At 41.9% G+C, this 18,304-nt stretch carries 17 protein-coding genes and 2 riboswitches; all 17 genes read right to left on the minus strand.

The genetic code is table 11. From position 1 onward, the window contains the following. Positions 1 to 30 precede the first annotated feature (30 nt). Entirely contained in the window at positions 31 to 468 is a 438-nt protein-coding gene (sufU, locus tag FAY30_RS19840; RefSeq protein ID WP_149871483.1) for a Fe-S cluster assembly sulfur transfer protein SufU, read from the minus strand. Then, the gene (locus FAY30_RS19845; protein ID WP_149871484.1) at positions 458 to 1,687 is read right to left on the minus strand and encodes a cysteine desulfurase; all 1,230 of its coding nucleotides are present in this window, start codon (positions 1,685 to 1,687) and stop codon (positions 458 to 460) included. The genes sufU and FAY30_RS19845 overlap by 11 nt, the downstream gene beginning before the upstream one ends. Then, positions 1,687 to 2,997 (minus strand): Fe-S cluster assembly protein SufD, encoded by a 1,311-nt coding sequence (gene sufD, locus FAY30_RS19850; RefSeq protein WP_149871485.1) that lies wholly within the window; start codon positions 2,995 to 2,997, stop codon positions 1,687 to 1,689. The genes FAY30_RS19845 and sufD overlap by 1 nt, the downstream gene beginning before the upstream one ends. 15 nt (positions 2,998 to 3,012) lie before the next feature. Next, on the minus strand, positions 3,013 to 3,798 hold the full coding sequence (gene sufC / locus FAY30_RS19855; protein WP_149871486.1) for a Fe-S cluster assembly ATPase SufC: 786 nt from the start codon (positions 3,796 to 3,798) through the stop codon (positions 3,013 to 3,015). Positions 3,799 to 4,192: 394 nt separating this feature from the next. Continuing rightward, positions 4,193 to 5,020 (minus strand): MetQ/NlpA family ABC transporter substrate-binding protein, encoded by an 828-nt coding sequence (locus FAY30_RS19860; protein ID WP_149871487.1) that lies wholly within the window; start codon positions 5,018 to 5,020, stop codon positions 4,193 to 4,195. Positions 5,021 to 5,036: 16 nt separating this feature from the next. Further along, the gene (locus tag FAY30_RS19865) at positions 5,037 to 5,702 is read right to left on the minus strand and encodes a methionine ABC transporter permease (RefSeq protein ID WP_149871488.1); all 666 of its coding nucleotides are present in this window, start codon (positions 5,700 to 5,702) and stop codon (positions 5,037 to 5,039) included. Then, positions 5,695 to 6,720, minus strand: coding sequence for a methionine ABC transporter ATP-binding protein (locus tag FAY30_RS19870; protein WP_149871489.1), 1,026 nt, complete (start codon positions 6,718 to 6,720; stop codon positions 5,695 to 5,697). The genes FAY30_RS19865 and FAY30_RS19870 overlap by 8 nt, the downstream gene beginning before the upstream one ends. Before the next feature lie 127 nt (positions 6,721 to 6,847). Beyond that, positions 6,848 to 6,951, minus strand: a riboswitch (SAM riboswitch). Positions 6,952 to 7,081: 130 nt separating this feature from the next. Then, on the minus strand, positions 7,082 to 8,398 hold the full coding sequence (locus FAY30_RS19875) for an O-acetylhomoserine aminocarboxypropyltransferase/cysteine synthase family protein (RefSeq protein WP_149871490.1): 1,317 nt from the start codon (positions 8,396 to 8,398) through the stop codon (positions 7,082 to 7,084). 65 nt (positions 8,399 to 8,463) lie between these two features. Continuing rightward, a riboswitch (SAM riboswitch) is annotated at positions 8,464 to 8,565 on the minus strand. 80 nt (positions 8,566 to 8,645) lie between these two features. Continuing rightward, the gene (locus FAY30_RS19880; protein WP_149871491.1) at positions 8,646 to 8,996 is read right to left on the minus strand and encodes an SCP2 sterol-binding domain-containing protein; all 351 of its coding nucleotides are present in this window, start codon (positions 8,994 to 8,996) and stop codon (positions 8,646 to 8,648) included. Positions 8,997 to 9,129: 133 nt separating this feature from the next. Next, a complete protein-coding gene (locus FAY30_RS19885; protein ID WP_149871492.1) occupies positions 9,130 to 10,386 on the minus strand; it encodes an MFS transporter in 1,257 nt (418 codons plus the stop codon). A 256-nt stretch (positions 10,387 to 10,642) separates the two neighbouring features. Next, positions 10,643 to 10,951, minus strand: coding sequence for a thioredoxin family protein (locus tag FAY30_RS19890; RefSeq protein ID WP_149871493.1), 309 nt, complete (start codon positions 10,949 to 10,951; stop codon positions 10,643 to 10,645). Between the two features lie 6 nt (positions 10,952 to 10,957). Then, complete coding sequence (locus tag FAY30_RS19895; protein ID WP_149871494.1) at positions 10,958 to 11,314, minus strand: toprim domain-containing protein; 357 nt, start codon at positions 11,312 to 11,314, stop codon at positions 10,958 to 10,960. A 239-nt stretch (positions 11,315 to 11,553) separates the two neighbouring features. Next, a complete protein-coding gene (gene gcvH, locus FAY30_RS19900) occupies positions 11,554 to 11,937 on the minus strand; it encodes a glycine cleavage system protein GcvH (RefSeq protein WP_149871495.1) in 384 nt (127 codons plus the stop codon). A 76-nt stretch (positions 11,938 to 12,013) separates the two neighbouring features. Further along, entirely contained in the window at positions 12,014 to 12,373 is a 360-nt protein-coding gene (locus tag FAY30_RS19905; RefSeq protein WP_149871496.1) for an arsenate reductase family protein, read from the minus strand. A gap of 260 nt (positions 12,374 to 12,633) precedes the next feature. Continuing rightward, complete coding sequence (locus FAY30_RS19910) at positions 12,634 to 14,418, minus strand: acyl-CoA dehydrogenase FadE (RefSeq protein WP_149871497.1); 1,785 nt, start codon at positions 14,416 to 14,418, stop codon at positions 12,634 to 12,636. Between the two features lie 25 nt (positions 14,419 to 14,443). Next, positions 14,444 to 15,619: an acetyl-CoA C-acetyltransferase gene (locus FAY30_RS19915; protein WP_149872789.1), complete on the minus strand. Its 1,176-nt coding sequence runs from the start codon at positions 15,617 to 15,619 to the stop codon at positions 14,444 to 14,446. Positions 15,620 to 15,735: 116 nt separating this feature from the next. After that, a complete protein-coding gene (locus FAY30_RS19920) occupies positions 15,736 to 18,120 on the minus strand; it encodes a 3-hydroxyacyl-CoA dehydrogenase/enoyl-CoA hydratase family protein (protein WP_223820805.1) in 2,385 nt (794 codons plus the stop codon). Positions 18,121 to 18,304: the final 184 nt, after the last annotated feature.

The raw sequence follows: 18,304 nt of genomic DNA on the forward strand, positions 1-18,304 counted from the left end.
TAAACGATGGGGCTAGAGCACCCCAGCGTTTTATTGTTGTTCCTCTTCCTTCAAGCCTTTTTCCATCGCCTTCCACGCTAATGTCGCGCATTTGATGCGGGCTGGAAATTTGGCTACACCTTGAAGTGCTTCAATATCACCTAAATCAATCGAATCGTCTGGCTCTTTGCCTAACATCATTTCAGAAAAAATATGTGATAATTGGATCGCATCTTCGACCTTTTTCCCTTTGATTGCCTGCGTCATCATTGAGGCGGATGACATTGAAATCGAGCAGCCTTCGCCCTCAAATCTTGCATCCTCAACGATTCCATTTTCCACTTTAAATGTCAATTGAATCCGGTCACCGCAGGTTGGGTTGTTCATGTTAATGGTATGACTTCCATCTTCCAACACACCGCGATTGCGGGGTTTTTTATAATGGTCCATAATCACTCTTCGGTAAAGTGCATCTAAATTAGAAGACATCGCTGAAATACTCCTTTGTTTTGACAAGCCCTTCAACGAGTTTATCAATATCCTCTTCAGAATTATATAAATAGAAGCTTGCTCGCGCTGTAGCTGAAGCTTTCAGCCATCTCATCAGCGGCTGTGCACAATGATGTCCGGCACGTACAGCAATTCCTTCTGCATCTAATACGGTTGCCACATCATGCGGATGGACATCTTCAATATTAAACGTCACAAGTCCTGCACGCTTGGCTGCATCATGCGGTCCGTAAATGGTCATTCCTTCAACGGTTGACATTTTTTCTAATGCATAGGCAGCAAGCTTATGTTCATGCTCGGCAATATTGTCTAAACCAATTTCATTTAAAAAGTCAATTGCTGCGCCAAGTCCGATCGCTCCGGCAATAATTGGCGTACCGCCTTCGAATTTCCACGGCAGCTCTTTCCAGGTTGATTCGTACAAATGAACAAAATCAATCATTTCGCCGCCAAATTCAATTGGCTCCATATTTTCTAGAAGATGTTTTTTTCCATAAAGAACACCTATGCCAGTAGGAGCACACATTTTGTGTCCGGAAAAAGCAAGAAAATCACAATCCAGGTCTTGGACATCAATCTTCATGTGCGGCACACTTTGGGCACCATCGACCACCATGATGGCACCATTTTCATGGGCAATCTGGGCAATTTCTTTAACAGGATTGATCACGCCAAGTACGTTTGACACCTGCATGACAGACACAATTTTTGTATTTTCCGTTACAGTTGCACGGACATCATCAAGTGAAATGGTGCCATCCTCTTGCAATGGAATGTACTTTAACTGCGCACCCGTCCGTCTTGCAACCTGCTGCCAGGGAATAATATTACTGTGATGCTCCATATAGGTAATGACGATTTCGTCGCCTTCTTTTACATTCGCAGCAGCATAGCTTGCTGCCACGGTATTAATTGAAGTGGTTGTTCCTCTAGTAAAAATAACTTCCTGCGTCGATTTCGCATTTATAAACTTGCGAACCTTTTCCCTTGCCCCTTCATATGCATCCGTAGCTCTAGTTCCAAGCGTATGAACACCGCGATGGACATTGGAATTGATTTCACGATAATATTTATCAACAGCCTCGATTACCTGAAGCGGCTTCTGTGAAGTTGCCGAACTATCCAAATAAACGAGCGGCTTGCCATTTACCTCTTGATCGAGTATCGGAAATTGTTTACGAATATCCTGGATATTCATTAGCGTACTTTCCTTTCAATCACTTCGACAAGCTGTTTCTTTACTCCTTCAATCGGAAGTTGATTCACGACTGGTGCTAGGAAACCATGAATGACTAAACGTTCCGCTTCATGTTTAGGAACTCCGCGGCTCATTAAATAATACAGTTGCAATGGATCAACGCGGCCTACAGAGGCTGCATGTCCTGCCACAACATCATCTTCATCAATCAGCAAAATAGGATTGGCGTCGCCGCGTGCTTTTTCACTGAGCATCAGAACACGTGAAGTTTGTTCCGCATCTGATTTAGAGGCACCATGTTCAATTTTGCCGATTCCGTTAAAGATAGATGTAGCACTATCCTTAACTACCCCGTGATTTAAAATATTCCCGGTAGTATGCTTTCCAAAGTGAACAACCTTAGTAGTAAAGTTTTGCGTTTGGTCGCCGCGACCGACAACAACTGTTTTAGTATCGCCATTGGACCCATCGCCAAGTAAATTAGTGGTGTTTTCTGAGATCGTATTTCCTTCGTTCATCAAACCCAGTGACCATTCAATGTTGGCATCTCTGCCTGCAACACCGCGGCGATTAACATAAGTGGTAACACCATTAGCTAATGTATCAACCGCACCATATTGGATCTTCGCGTTTACATTGGCAATCACTTCGGACAAGATGTTAACTAACGTATTCGATGTTTCCATTGTAGAAATATAGTTTTCCACATATGTGACGGAACTATTGTCATCTGCGACAACAATCACATGGTTAAACAAATTAGCTTCTTTATTATCATGTACATATACAGCTTGAATCGGTTCGGATATTTCTACGTTTTTTGGAACGTACAAGAAAACTCCGCCATTTACAAGTGCAGCGTGAAGAGCAGTCAAACGGTGTTCATCCACGTTAATTGCTTGCGTCATATAATATTTTTTCAACAAGTCCCCGTGTTCCCTTGCTGCCGTGAAAATATCAGTGAAGATTACACCTTTGCTTTTTAGATCTTCTGATAAAGTTAAAAATGCAGGGGTTTGATTTCGTTGAATATACAAATTCTGACTTCCCGCTTCCAAATCAACCAATGCCTTTACTTCCTCCGGCAGGTCAGCTAGAGAGGCAAAGCCATCGCTTTTTACTGTATGTTGATTAAATTGCGTAAAATTCCATTTATCTATTTTCGTTTTATCAGGTCTAGGCATTGGCAGTTGTTCGAAATCTTGTAATGCCTTTAGACGAAACTCTTCAAACCATGCAGGTTCGTTCATTTCTTTTGAAAAAGAACTTACAAAACCTTTATCAAATGGTAATTTTGTTTCTGTTGTCATTTTAATCCTCCTAACTTACGCTTCTTGCCCAACTGTTTCATCTTCAATTCCAAGTTCTTGCTTGATCCAGTCATATCCTTCTGCTTCTAAGCGTTGTGCCAGTTCCGGACCGCCTGATTTAACAATACGGCCTTGCATCATAACGTGCACGTAGTCAGGAGTGATATAGTTTAACAAACGTTGATAGTGAGTGATGACTAAGCAGCCGAATTCTTCGCCGCGCATTTCATTGATTCCTTTAGAAACAACCTTTAGCGCATCGATATCTAATCCGGAGTCGATTTCATCCAAGATGGCAATTTTAGGCTGAAGCATCATTAATTGCAAAATTTCGTTACGCTTCTTTTCTCCGCCGGAGAAACCTTCGTTTAAGTAACGCTGTGCCATATCCAGATCCATTTCAAGGAATTCCATTTGTTTATCCATTTGACGGATAAATTTCATTAGTGAAATCTCGTTTCCTTCGCCGCGACGGCTGTTGAGTGCTGAACGTAAAAAGTCAGCATTTGTTACGCCGTTAATCTCGCTTGGATATTGCATTGCTAAGAATAGACCTGCGCGTGCGCGCTCATCTACTTCCATTTCAAGCACGTTTTGGCCATCTAACGTAATGTTTCCGCCAGTGACTTCGTATTTTGGGTGCCCCATGATTGCCGATGATAACGTGGATTTACCAGTACCGTTCGGCCCCATGATTGCGTGAATTTCGCCACCCTTTATTTCAAGGTTAACACCTTTTAAAATTTCTTTCCCATCAATTTCTACATGTAAATCTTTGATCGTTAAAGTTGATCCAGCCATATCTATACCTCCAAAAAGAAAGTTTTGTATCATCTTGACCAATTAGGTCTATACTTCTATTCTCACTTTATTCTCATTACAATCTTATAACAAATGAAATGTATTAGCAACTCCTAAACAGTAAAAACAAAGTTACTATTTTCATTAAGCATCTTCTAATTGAGAATAAGAGTGTACTTTATGAGAAAATTCAGTCAATAAACCGTTATGTAAATTGGGCCCGTTTAAAATCATACCTCATTTTTTGGACAATTCCAACTGATTTAAAGGTCGAAGTCGTTTCTATTTTTACCCAATTGTCGGGAATCATGTACATGTGAACACCGCTCCAAGTGAAATAGGAAAAGCCAGTGATGGGAATCACTGACTTGTATCTTTCTTCCTATTTAATATATTACTTGGATAATACAACCGCACCTTTGTATTTATCAAGAATGAAATCTTGGATTTCTTTTGAACGAAGCACTTCTACAAGTGTTTTGATTTCTTCTCTGTTTTTATCCTCTGAACGAACAACCACAAGGTTTGCCGGCACAACGTCTTGGCCTTCAAATGCAATTCCGTACTTACCGATGTCAATACCGCCTTCTAATGCATAGTTGGTATTAATAACCACCGCATCCCCTTCACCGCTATCGAAAGAAGAGGCTAATAACTTCGCTTCAATTAAAGTAGAGAAATCAAGGTCCTTTGGATTTTCAACAATATCCTCAACTCTTGCATTGGCGCCAACGCCTTCTTTAAGTTTAATTAATCCTTCTTTTTCAAAAATAGGTAAGATACGTCCATGATCACTTAGTGAATCACTCATAATAATTTTCGCACCTTTTGGAAGGTCTTTTAAGCTTTTATATTTTTTAGAATAAATTCCAATTGGTTCCTTATGGATTTCACCAACGCTAACAAAATCAAAGTCCTTGTTTTCTTTCATTTGAAGGTCTAAATACCCTGGTGTTTGAAAATAGTTTGCATCGAGTTCTTTATCTCTTAAAGCTACGTTTGGCAGGATGTAATCTTGGAAAACTTTGATTTCTAGATCAATGCCTTTTTCTTTTAATAAAGGTTTTGCCGCTTCTAACACTTCCGCATGTGGTACTGCTGATGCACCAACCACTAATTTCTTGCTGTCACCCTTTTTAGCGGTATCATTTTTTTCCCCGCCGCACGCAGTCAGGGCAAACACTGCGAATGCAATGAAAAGAACACTTAGTAATTTTTTCATTAGTAAACTCCTCCTGTTATCGTTTATCTGTTTTATTTGTAAAATAATCTCCAACAAATTGGATAATAAAAACTAAAACTAAAATCGCGATGGTTGCAACTAAAGTCACTAACGGCCTATTGCGCTGAAAACCTTCAAGATAAGCAAAATGGCCAAGTCCTCCGGCACCAATAACACCAGCCATTGCTGTAAAGCCTACTAGTGATATGGCCGTGACGGTAATCCCAGAAATTAATGCCGGTAAAGATTCCGGTATTAATACTTTAAAAATGATATGACTATGTGTGGCTCCCATCGATTGTGATGCTTCAATCACACCTTTATCGATTTCTCTTAAGGCAATTTCCACCATTCGAGCATAGAAAGGAGCTGCTCCAATAATCAGGGCCGGCAAAGCCGCATTGGCACCAAGCATAGTCCCTAATAATAATTTAGTAAAAGGAATCAATAACACAATTAAAATAATAAACGGGATGGATCTGAAAATATTAACAAACCCGGCAATAATGACATTCACTGTCCGGTTTGCCCAAATATTGTCTTTATCTGTTAAAAACAACAACAGACCAAGCAATAATCCTAAAACAAAGGTAGCAAACACTGAAATGGAAGTCATATAAAGTGTTTCTCGCGTGGCCTCTAATAAATTTTCCCACTTTATCATTTCCATAAAATCAGCCATTACTGATCACCTCCACGCCGACTTGCTGTGAGTGAATATAATCGATGGCTTTCTCTATCTCGGGAGCCTGCCCATCTAAGTGAATGAATAATGTACCGTATGATCCGTTTTGGGTGTGAGAAATTTTCCCTTGTAAAATATTAACGATCACATCATAATCACGTATGATATTTGTGATTAATGGCTGTTCTGCTGCTTCACCGACAAATGAGAGCTGAACCACTTGTCCTCTCGGATAACGTTCGATTAGATGTTCGATTGTTTCTTTCGTTTCTTCAGGTTCCGTCACTTGCTGGACAAATCGTTTCGTAATCGGCTGCTGCGGGTTTTTAAACACATCAAGCACTGATCCAAGCTCAACAACCCTGCCGCTTTCCATTACCGCAACACGATGACAGATTTTTCGAATGACATGCATTTCATGGGTAATCAAAACAATGGTTAACCCAAGGCGCTTATTAATATCCACTAACAATTCCAAAATGGAATCGGTTGTTTGCGGATCGAGAGCCGAAGTGGCCTCATCACAAAGCAATACTTTGGGATTATTGGCGAGTGCTCTGGCAATCCCGACCCGCTGCTTTTGGCCGCCGCTTAATTGTGATGGATAGGCATTTTCTCTACCTTCCAAGCCAACCAGCTTGATCAGCTCAGCCACTCGTTTTTTTCTTTGATCGCCTTTGACACCGGCTATTTCAAGTGGAAAAGCAATATTCTCGCTCACTGTTCTCGACCATAATAAGTTAAAATGCTGGAAAATCATGCTAATTTCCTGACGGGCTTGTCTAAGTTGAGCACCCTTAATCTTTGAAATCACTCTGCCGGCAACTGTCACGCTTCCATCGGTTGGAAGCTCCAGCCCGTTTAACATGCGGATGAGGGTACTCTTCCCGGCCCCACTATAACCAATCACTCCGAAAATTTCTCCTTCTTGAATTTCAAGGTTGACTTCATCAACTGCCTTCAATTCACCTTGCTTGGAAGGAAAAATCTTACGGACATTTTTTATTGAAATCATTGAATCACCTGCTTCTTATCCTGATTACCAGTTAGTTAAATATAGGGTTTGACTGTTTGGGAAAAAATATTTTAAAAAATAAAAAGCCTCTCTGCATAGGCAGAAAGGCATCACGAACTAAACCTTTCTCCCATCTCCCAAAGCAATTGCTTTGTGTGAATTGGCACCATTTCAATAATTGACGGTTGCCGGGCTTCATCGGGCACATCCCTCCACCTCTCTTGATAAGAGCTTACAGCATTCTATATTCAATTAACACGTTAATATTTCAGTAATTAGATTACGAAAGCTATCGTATCATGGATAAATAGGGGTGTCAACGAATAATTCTTCATATTCGGAAAAATGGATTTAGGTAAATTTAGGCATTAGTCTTCAATGACGATAATCCTGTTGCCGCTTCAATCGCAGATTCAAGATCCTCAATTAAGTCCTCAACATTTTCGATTCCAATCGAAAGACGGATTAAATCCTCTGATACACCCGCAGCCTTTAGTCCTTCCGCATCTAATTGCTGATGCGTCGTACTTGCCGGGTGAATGATCAAGCTTTTTGCATCGCCTACATTGGCCACATGCGCCCAAAGTGATAAGGAATCAATTAGTTTTGCTCCTGCTTCTTTACCACCCTTAATTCCGAAAACGACCATTGAACCTGCACCTTTTGGTAAGTATTTTTTTGCTAGTTCATGGTCAGGGTGTGAAGCATGCCCTGGGTAGGAAACCCAGTCAACTGCTGGATGATTTTCCAAATAATCGACCACTTCTTTCGTATTGGCCACATGCTCCTTCATCCGAACATGAAGGGTTTCAAGTCCAAGAGTAAATTGGAAGGCATTTTGTGGACTTAAGGCAGGGCCAAGGTCACGCAATAACTGCACGCGGGCTTTAATAATATACGCAATTGCACCAAGTGCTTCAGCATAGACCAAATCATGATAGCTGGAATCCGGAGTTGTGAAGCCTGGGAATTTCGGTGAATTCCAATCAAACTTACCGCCGTCAACAATGATTCCGCCTGTGGACGTTCCATTCCCTAACAGCCATTTCGTCGCCGAGTGGACGACAATATCTGCACCATACTCAATTGGCCGGCACAGATATGGCGTCGCAAAGGTATTGTCAATGATTAAAGGTACGCCTGCCTCATGAGCAACATCCGCTACTTTTTCAATATCGAGGACGCGCAAGCTTGGATTACCAATCGTTTCGGCAAAAACGGCCTTTGTTTTTTCCGTAATCGCTGCACGGAAGTTTTCAGGATCATCCCCATCAACAAATTTTACATTGATTCCGTATTTAGGAAGAGTAACGGCAAATAAATTGTAGGTTCCTCCATAAAGGTTTGCGGCAGAAACAATTTCATCCCCTGCTTCAGCAATATTTAAAATTGCAAGGGTAATCGCCGCCATTCCGCTAGCAACGGCAAGTGCACCGACGCCGCCTTCTAATAATGCAACCCTTTCTTCAAAAACGGTTGTCGTTGGATTGTGAATCCGGGTATATATGTAACCTGGCTCCGCTAAGCTGAATAGGTTCGCTGCGTGCTCAGTATTTTTAAATTGATAGGCGTTGTTTTGATAGATTGGAACCGCACGTGCACCCGTTACCGGATCCGGTGATAATCCTCCATGAACACTTAATGTTTCAAACCGATACTTTTTTTGATTTTCTGCCATTCTCGCTTCCTCCTTTTATTGTTAAATAACAAAACCCCACTTCATAAGAAGAGGGGGGGGCTCTCTTCTCATCTCCCAGAGCACTAACGCTCTGCTGGATTTAGCACCGTGTCCAAACCGGTTGCCGGGCTTCTAAGGGCCAGTCCCTCCGCCACTCTTGATAAGAATGCTTTATTGAATTGTTTTTATTAATAGAATATTTAAATAATACTTTACATGAAGTTTAATTCCGAGTCAATAGCTTTGTTTAAATTATTTTTGCCAACTCTGCTTTTGTTAAAAAGAAGATTGATTCTAGTAAAAGAATGGTTCTTAATGGCGCGATGATTTTTAGTTGTCCCTGCTGTTCAAGAACCCGCAGTCTTTCCGTCCCTTCAATCAGCTGTATCATTGCGGTTGGGGAACCGCTAATCATGTATTTCCTTTGTTGAAAGTCAGGATTGTGAGTGATGCAGATGCCGCCGCTTTTTATGATCAGCTGTATGCTTTGTTGTTCCGCCCATTGAAGATTGATTTGTACATCCGCCTGCTGTATCAAGGGAAGGATATGCCCTTGTTCTTTTACTTTTACTAGAAATGCTTCTACCGCTTCGATCATTTCCACCACTCCGGTCACTTACTTTTATATTTCTAATTCAGTAAAAAGTAGTGGAATCCTCTATTAATCACTCGACAATTCTCATCCTATTTCCTCAACATTTCGATCATTTCCTGAGAAATATGTCGTATCTTTATGAAATTTTGGCTGTTGCAGATAGATCTTTTTTAACAGAAAAGCCTTTAAAAACTAGGAAAAAATAGACCGAACCGATTAGATATAGAGTTGCCGTTATCGTGAAAACATAGGCATAGCCCCAATATGAGCCGTATTTGACAACAACCCCAGTAGAAACCGGCCCCATGAACGCCCACCCTAAATTAAACACCATTTGGTTGACGGAATTCGCGAGGCCCTTCATCGAGTCGTTAACTTTCGACATCATTAACGACATTTGAATCGGATTCCCAGCATTCATTAACGCTTGACGGAACAAGAATCCAAGTGCCGCCAGCCATAAATGTTCTGTAAACGCAGTTAGTAAGAGGAATGGCAGTGATGCCAGCTGCAAATAAACTACCGCCCTAACGTCGCCGACTTTTTTGACCACTTGCGGCCCAATAAACATCGCTAAGGCCGTGGCCGCCTGCCCAAGTGAGATGATTAAGCCGATAGATGTGGTGGACGCACGAAAGCGATCAGCAAAATACAGGTTAAGATAAGGTATGACAAGGCCTGCTCCGAAGCCAATCAATAGCTGGGCAATCGCAAATAAAACGATCAACCTCACCCCTTCATTTTTCCAGGAGGCTGAACCGGTCTTTTTTACGGTTGGTTTTGATTTCGGAGGTTCGTTGAATTTCGTAGCTGGGAAGATACCAATTAGATAAATGATAGCACCAATAATCAAAGTGAAACGAATACTATTGATATCACTGACAAAAAAGGAAAATAAGTCCGTTAACGTCCCGCCTAACAGGTTTCCTACAACATTTGCCGCAGTCATAAAGGCGAAATGGAGACTAAATAAATTCACCCTTTGATCCGCCGTCGAATTTTCCGCGAGCCATGGGATGCTAGATACTTGCAGAAAAGCCATTGTCAATCCGCTCGTGAAAGCAAGTCCGATAAGCACTCCTTGTGTGGAAAAAATACTCCGCAAAAGTAATACAGCACCGGAGATCAAAATGCCATAAAAAAACACTTTTTTCCGTCCGTATCGGTCACTTATCAGTCCTGCCGGTACTAAAATAATCGCTGTGGCAAGCGAAGTCATCGCAATGACCTGGCCATTAACCGCCTCTGTGTATCCGAGTTTTCGTATATAAAAATTATAAATTACCATAAAAATACCGAGGCCGATTTGTGTAAAAATATTAGCCATGAAGCTTAACTTGATGTTACGATTATACGTTTTAAATTGCGCCGCCCAGTTATGATAAAAGGCCATTTTGTTTCCGCCCCTTCAATTATTTCGTATCCCTAAGTATCATAATCCAGGAGGTAAGTTTTTGTAAATAAGGAAATTTTAGATTCCTCTAACATTTTTTCATCAAATCACCCTATTTTTGCAGCTGGAAAGCATTGATCAGGTTTTTACTCGCTGCTAGCATTTAACCGGTCTCTTTTACATTGAAAAAGCCAGGCGGCTAGCCTGGCTCAGGTTACTAACATTTAATCAAAAAGCAGACGCAACCCGCATCTGCTTAGTTTAAATGTTGTTTCATTTTTTCAAGCAAGTAGGGTACGGAATGAAACGCATACAGGGTTTCTTTCACCTTGCCTCCTTGAACAATTAACAGGCACGGTACACTTTCAATCGCAAACTCAACCGCTATATCCGGATAAAAGTTCAAGTTCAATTTACCCATTTTAACGGTAACTAACTCCTCCACGATTTGCAGCATTCTAGATGCAAGCTGACAGGTACCGCAGAGTGGTGTATAAAAATAGATTAGCCCGCTTTCCGCATCATCGAGGAAAGCTTCCAGCTCATTTCGATTCCATTCATTCATAAATCATTATCCCATTTCTAAAAACTCTTTATGAACATCGATGTTCGCTCCCAGAAGGACGGTCGCCAAGTGGTGCACCGGCGCGGTCGCTACCTCGCGATACATACGATCAATATATAAATGTTCCGCTTGCGGAAACTCCCGTTTAAACCGTTTGCGAAGCTTCTCACCGGCGGCATCAGCATCAACTAGGATATAGACATCCTTATCTTCGAGAAAATCGATCAATTCATCCAATTTGGTATGACTTATCGTCCCATTGGTACAAATGATTTCGACCGGTTCCTTTACGATACTCTTTACCTTATTCTTATCCGATTTTCCTTCGACAATAAGAACTTTGTCAACATACGAATCATACATATCCACATCACCTGTAATAGAAGTTGTTTATGTTAACATATTCTAAAATATTGATTACGTGTGCCCTATTGATTTTGTATGTTAACTATATCACTATTGTCAGTATAAAAATAGGGTTTTGCCTCTTTAATCAACCACTACACTTTTTATTTTATGATAGGTTTCCCCATTTTAGTAGAAGAAAAGGTGGAAAATTAAGAGAAAAAGCACCCGCTAAGGTGCTTTTAAAAATTTAATGATTAGTCTTCCTTTGTCATTTCTTCGTATTGTTCAGCTGTCATCAGCTTGTCCAACTCGCTAGAATCGGAAAGTTCAACGACAATCATCCAGGCTTTTTCATATGGTGATTCATTGACGAATTCAGGGCTGTCGCTTAGATCTTCATTCACTTCTACCACTTTACCGCTGACTGGTGCATAAAGCTCAGAAACAGTTTTTACAGATTCAACGCTGCCAAATGGCTCGTCAGCTGTTAATTCATCGCCAACCTCTGGGAGTTCAACGAAAACGATATCTCCTAACTCATGTTGTGCAAAGTCAGTAATCCCAATGCGCACCTTTTCCCCTTCAACCTTTACCCACTCGTGTTCTTCTGAATAACGTAATTCTTTTGGTGTACTCATTAGCTTAAATCCCTCCATTTGTTTTTTCTAAAATCTATCATCGAATAAAATCGATTTCCATTAGTAAAGAGCGGGCTTACTTAAGCCACATTTTTTCATACTCTTCTTCTTTAAAGCCGACAGTAACATGCTCGCCATCCGTTAAAATCGGTCTTTTAATCAACATCCCGTCGGATGCCAGCAAATCAAGGAGTTCATCCTCGGTTGCAGATTTCATTTTATCTTTTATCCCTAATTCACGATATTTTAAACCGCTTGTATTAAAAAATTTCTTTAATTCCAAGCCGCTTTTTTGATAAAACGCCTGCAGCTGTTCGCGTGTCGGGGGCTGTTCAACAATATGTACTTCATCATAGGAAAGCTGATGGGCATCCAGCCATTTCTTTGCGTTCCGGCAAGTGCCGCACTTTGGATACCAGTAAAAAGTCAGAGACATGGTTTCACCGCCTTTTACTAAAATGTGACCGCGTCAATAGAATAGTACCATAACGTTTTTCAAATTCCTAACTAGAGGCCTGAAAAGTTCTCCATAGGAAAAATTCGACTAATTTCGTGAAAATCCTTCTTCCTCTAAGAATTATTTTTCAAAAAGTTCTTCTTTCCTACAATATTTTTAAAAATATTCTTCTTAGCATTCAATCTTTCAATTTCAAAAAAGTAAAGCCCCCTTCAACAGTGAAGGGAGCCATGTGCAATTTATACGATATAGCATTCTGCTTCGATGACTTCATCTGCTGCTTCACGTTTTTTCGCAATCACGTTGATTGGCGTGTGACGCGTAAATTTGCGAAGGGAGGACAGCATCATCCGCAATGTATCCCCTTGTTCAATCGCTACTAATGTTTCTTTCGCAATTGCCTCGATTTCATTGAATGCTTCTTGACAGAAGATTTGCGTATAAAGAAGCTTTTGGCTGCTCTTTTCTACTCCTTCTTTAGCAACCGCCTTTTCTGTACGCAAGACAACGGATTCCATTGCATAGACGTTAGAAGCGATATCCGCAATGTTGGCGAGGATTTCCTGCTCTTTTTCAAGCGCCTTGCCATATTTCTGTGCTGCCAATCCGGCTGCTAATAAACCAATTTTCTTGGCATTTTTCACAAGATATTTTTCTTGAGCAAGCGTCTCATCGCCTGGATCTTCCGGCATTAACATCATTAATTCCTCTTGAAGCGCCATAGCTTTTTGGAACAACGGCAGTTCCCCTTTGAATGCTTTTTTCAAGAAAGTTCCTGGCACCAAGAGACGGTTGATTTCATTCGTCCCTTCAAAGATTCTGTTAATTCGGGAATCGCGGTAGGCTCTTTCAATTGGATACTCTTGCATAAATCCGTAACCGCCGTGAATTTGTACGCCTTCATCGACAACGTCATCTAACACTTCGGATGCAAAGAATTTATTAACTGAGCATTCGATGGCATATTCAGCAATTGAATTGGCTACTTTCTTAATATCTTTGGCATCTTCCGTTGAAAGCTGGCCTTGGTGGTCTTCATATAAGCCAACCGTACGATACACAGAGCTTTCCGCCGCGTAAATCTTTGATGCCAATGTTCCAAATTTCTCTTTTGTTAAATTGAACTGAGATATTGGTGTTTTAAATTGCTGACGCCCATTTGCGTATTTAACGGTCATTTCAAACGCAGTTTTAGAACCGCCGACAGCGCCGACTGCTAATTTATAGCGGCCGATATTTAAAATGTTAAAAGCAATAACGTGGCCGCGGCCGAATTCACCTAATAAATTTCCAACTGGAACCGGCACATCCTCCAATATAAGTGTCCGTGTGGATGAGCTCTTAATTCCCATCTTCTTCTCTTCCGCGCCAGTAGAAACGCCCTTGAACTCTCTTTCAACGATGAAGGCAGTGAAATGCTCGCCATCCACTTTTGCATAGACAACAAAGACATCGGCAAAGCCGGCATTTGTGATCCATTGCTTCTCACCATTTAGGATATAATGTGTGCCTTCAGCGTTTAATCTCGCTGTTGTTCTAGCACCTAGGGCGTCGGAACCTGAGCCCGGCTCTGTTAATGCATAGGCTGCAAGCTTTTCACCTGAAGCCAGGTCAGGTAAATATTTTTTCTTCTGCTCTTCATTACCGAATAAAACGATTGGCAGCGAGCCGATTCCAACGTGTGCCCCGTGGGAAAGGGAGAAACCACCGGCCTTTGACATTTTTTCAGTTAGCAGGGAAGATGTGATTTTATCTAAGCCTAAGCCCTCATATTCTTCAGGCACATCAGCCGCTAAAAGACCAAGTTCACCAGCTTTTTTAAGCAGCTTTACCGTGCGGTCGAATTCATGTTTCTCTAAATATTCCACCTGTGGAAGAACATCTTTTTCAACGAAGTCTTCGGCTGTCTTGGCAATCATTAAATGCTCTTCCGTAAAATCCTCCGGTGTTAATATATCTTGATAGGAAATATCTTCGATTAAAAAGCTTCCGCCTTTAATGAACTTTTTTGTTTCGTTTGTCATGGAAAATTCCTCCTAATCATTTTTATTAAAGCAACTCAAAAACTCCGGCAGCGCCCATGCCGCCGCCAATACACATAGTAACGACACCAAATTGTTCATTGCGGCGTTTTAATTCGTGAATCAGTGAAAGAGTTAATTTTGCGCCTGTACATCCAAGCGGGTGGCCAAGTGCAATCGCACCGCCATTGACGTTGACGATTTCTTCATTAAGGCCTAATTCCCGAATGACTTGCAGTGATTGAGAAGCAAACGCCTCATTTAATTCAAATAGGTTAATGTCGGAAAGCTTTAAACCGGCAAGCTGTACTGCTTTTGGTATCGCAACAACCGGGCCGACACCCATAATTTCCGGCGGGACGCCGCCAACAGCAAATGATCGGAATTTTGCTAATGGTTTTAAACCAAGGGCTTCAGCTTTTTCACGGTCCATCACCATCACAGCGGCAGCACCGTCACTAGTTTGTGAGGCATTCCCCGCTGTTACCGAACCCGTTACCGAGAAGGCTGGGCGAAGCTTCGCGAGAGTCTGCAGGTTTGTATCCGGACGAACCCCTTCGTCCTGTGAAAATTGAATCGTTTTTTCAATTAATTTATTGTCAGCGCCAACCGAACGAATGGTTACATCAACAGGAACAATTTCATCGACGAATTTGCCTTCCGCAATCGCTTTAGCGGCACGCTGGTGGCTTCGAACGGCAAAGGCATCTTGATCTTCACGGGAGATGCCATACTTTACAGCAACCTGCTCAGCGGTATGACCCATGCCCATATAATATTGCGGCGCGGTTTCAGCCAGTTTAATATTCGGACGGACAACATGGCCCATCATTGGGATCATGCTCATCGATTCCGCTCCGCCGGCAATCGCTGTATCTGTGTGCCCCAGCATAATGCCTTGGGCCGCATAGGCGATCGCTTGTAAACCCGATGAACAGAAACGATTAATGGTGATTGCGGGAACAGTATATGGCAGACCTGCCAGCGCCCCAATATTTCGGGCCACGTTATTTCCTTGTTCTGCTTCCGGCATCGCACAGCCGATGATTAAATCATCAATATTTCCCTCATAATTACCTGCACGCTTTAATGTTTCCTTAACAACTAACGCTCCCAAATCATCGGGGCGAACATGGGCAAGCGTTCCTTTCTTTGCCTTACCAACCGGTGTACGAGCTCCGGCAACGATTACCGCTTCTCTCATGCAAGTTCCCTCGCTTTCTTTCAAATTTTAAAAATACGAATCTATTTTTTCAAAAGGGTCTGACCTCTCGCACTAACGCGTGTGTGGCAGAGAGGTCTGCCCGGTTGCATTCATAATTAGTTTCTTAACGGTTTGCCCTTCACAAGCATATGCTGCATCCGCTGCTGTGATTTCGGCTCTGCAATCAAGCTTAGGAATGCCTCTCTTTCTAGATCTAATAAATATTGTTCATCTACTTCAGTTCCAAACGGCACCTTTCCTCCGGCAATCACGTAAGCAATCTTTTTGGCAATTTTTAAATCATGCTCGGAAATATAGCCGGATAAGCGCATCGCCTCTGCACCAAGGAGTAAGGTCGCATAGCCAGTTTCACCAACGACCGGAACTTTTCTGCGCACTTTTGGCTTATACCCTTGTTCAGATAGGGCAAGGACAGCTTGCTTTGCATCATGAATTAAATGGTCGCTGTTGAAGCTGATGCCATCAGAATAATCTAAGAAATTAGTTTCCCGCGCTTCTTCAGCGGAGGTAGAAACCTTTGCCATGGCAATCGTTTCAAATACTTTATTAGCAACATTTTGCAAGTCAAATGGAACACCGTTTGGCAGGTTTTCTAAGTGCTTCATGTACAGCTCTTTGTTTCCTCCTCCGCCTGGAAGTAAGCCAACGCCTACCTCGACAAGTCCCATATAGGTTTCAGCTGATGCCTGGATATGTGCGGCTGGCAGGCAAACCTCTGCGCCGCCTCCAAGTGTCATCCCGAACGGAGCCGCGACAACCGGCTTCGAGCTGTATTTCACCTTTAACAAGGCACTGTGCAGGTGGCGGACAATCAAATCAAGTTCATAAATATTGTCGTCCTGCACTTCCATTAACATCATCGCCAGGTTCGCACCGACACAGAAATTCTTTCCCTGGTTGCCGATGACAAGACCTTTATAATTTTTCTCCACTTCATCAACGGCATAATTGATCATTTGCACAATATCAAGACCGATTGCATTGTTTGGTGAATGGAACTCTAACAGAGCAACCCCATCACCAAGGTCAATTAAGCTTGCGCCGCTGTTCTTTTTAATGACGCCTTTTTGTTTCTTAATTTTCTTAAGATCAATCGCCTTCGGATTGGTTTCTACCAATCGATATTGACCATTATGGTAGTAGAACTGCTCGCCATTTTCTTCTAAGTAGAAAGAGGAATTTCCTTTTTCCAGCATTTCCGAAACCCATGCTGGTACTTCACCACCGGCTTCTTTCATCTTTTTAACCGATTTTTCAACACCTATGGCATCCCATGCTTCGAATGGACCCATTTCCCAGCCAAAGCCCCATTTCATCGCGCGGTCAATCGCCACGATATTGTCGGCAATTTCACCTAATAGCTGTGCAGAATACACAAAAGAGGCTGTAAAGGTATTCCATAAAAATTGTCCGGCTTGGTCACCCGAGTATACAAGCGCTTTCAATTTATTCGCCGTGCCTTTTTCCTGCTTCGCTAACTCGATAGCAGGTGTGGTCAGTTTTTTACGCGGGCCGTATTCCAGTGTATTTGGATCCAATTCAAGAATCTCTCTTCCTTTTTTCAAAAAGAAACCTTGACCGGATTTGCTTCCAAGCCAGCCTTTTTCGATCATCGTTTTTAAAAAGGCCGGAACGGCAAACACTTCTTTCTCTTTTCCTTCCACTTGTTCGTACACGTTGCCTGCTACATGATAGAAGGTATCCAAGCCAACGACATCAAGGGTACGAAAGGTGGCACTCTTGGGCCGGCCAATTAACGGGCCGGTTAGCGAATCGACCTCGCCAACACTTAAGCCGGCTTTCAGCATTTCCTGCACCGTGACAAGAAGGCCGTACGTGCCAATCCGGTTGGCAATAAAGTTTGGTGTATCCTTAGCGATGACTACCCCTTTTCCAATTACATCCTCACCAAATGTTTTCATGAAGGAGAGAACTCCCGGGTCTGTGAATTGGGTCGGAATTACCTCCAATAATTTCAAATAGCGTGGCGGGTTAAAGAAATGGGTGCCCAAGAAATGCTTCTTGAAATCGTCAGAACGGCCTTCCACCATTGCTTCAACCGAAATCCCCGAAGTGTTGGAACTGATGATACTGCCTTTCTTGCGGTATTGGTCGACCTTCTCAAACACCTGCTTCTTCACGTTTAAGTTTTCGACGACAACTTCAATGACCCAGTCAACGTCTTTTAGCTTAACTAAATCGTCTTCCAGATTCCCCGCTTCAATAAGAGCAAGATTCTTTTTCGCTGCCAGCGGTGCCGGCTTTTGCTTCAATAATTTTTGGATATTTGCTGCACTAATCCGGTTACGTACTTGTTTGTCAGCTAATGACAGTCCCTTTGCTTCCTCTTCTTTTGTTAACTCTTGAGGCATAATATCTAATAATAGTGTCGGAATGCCGATATTTGCTAGGTGGGCAGCAATTCCAGAGCCCATAACTCCAGATCCCAAGACTGCCGCTTTTTTTATCAATTGGTTCAACATTGTCTCCCCCTTCAAACTTTGAATGAATGCTCATTCATTTTTTTGTCAAAAAAAATTCACTTTTGTATGAGTTCTACTACTATTTACTATAAAATATTTCGAAAATTTCTGCAATCAATAATCGCGGAAAATTGAAATTTTTTTGAACTTTTATTTTCCGCAAAATAATTCTCTTCATTGG

The sequence above is a fragment of the Bacillus sp. S3 genome (genome assembly GCF_005154805.1).
In the GTDB taxonomy this organism is placed as follows: Bacteria; Bacillota; Bacilli; order Bacillales; family Cytobacillaceae; genus Neobacillus.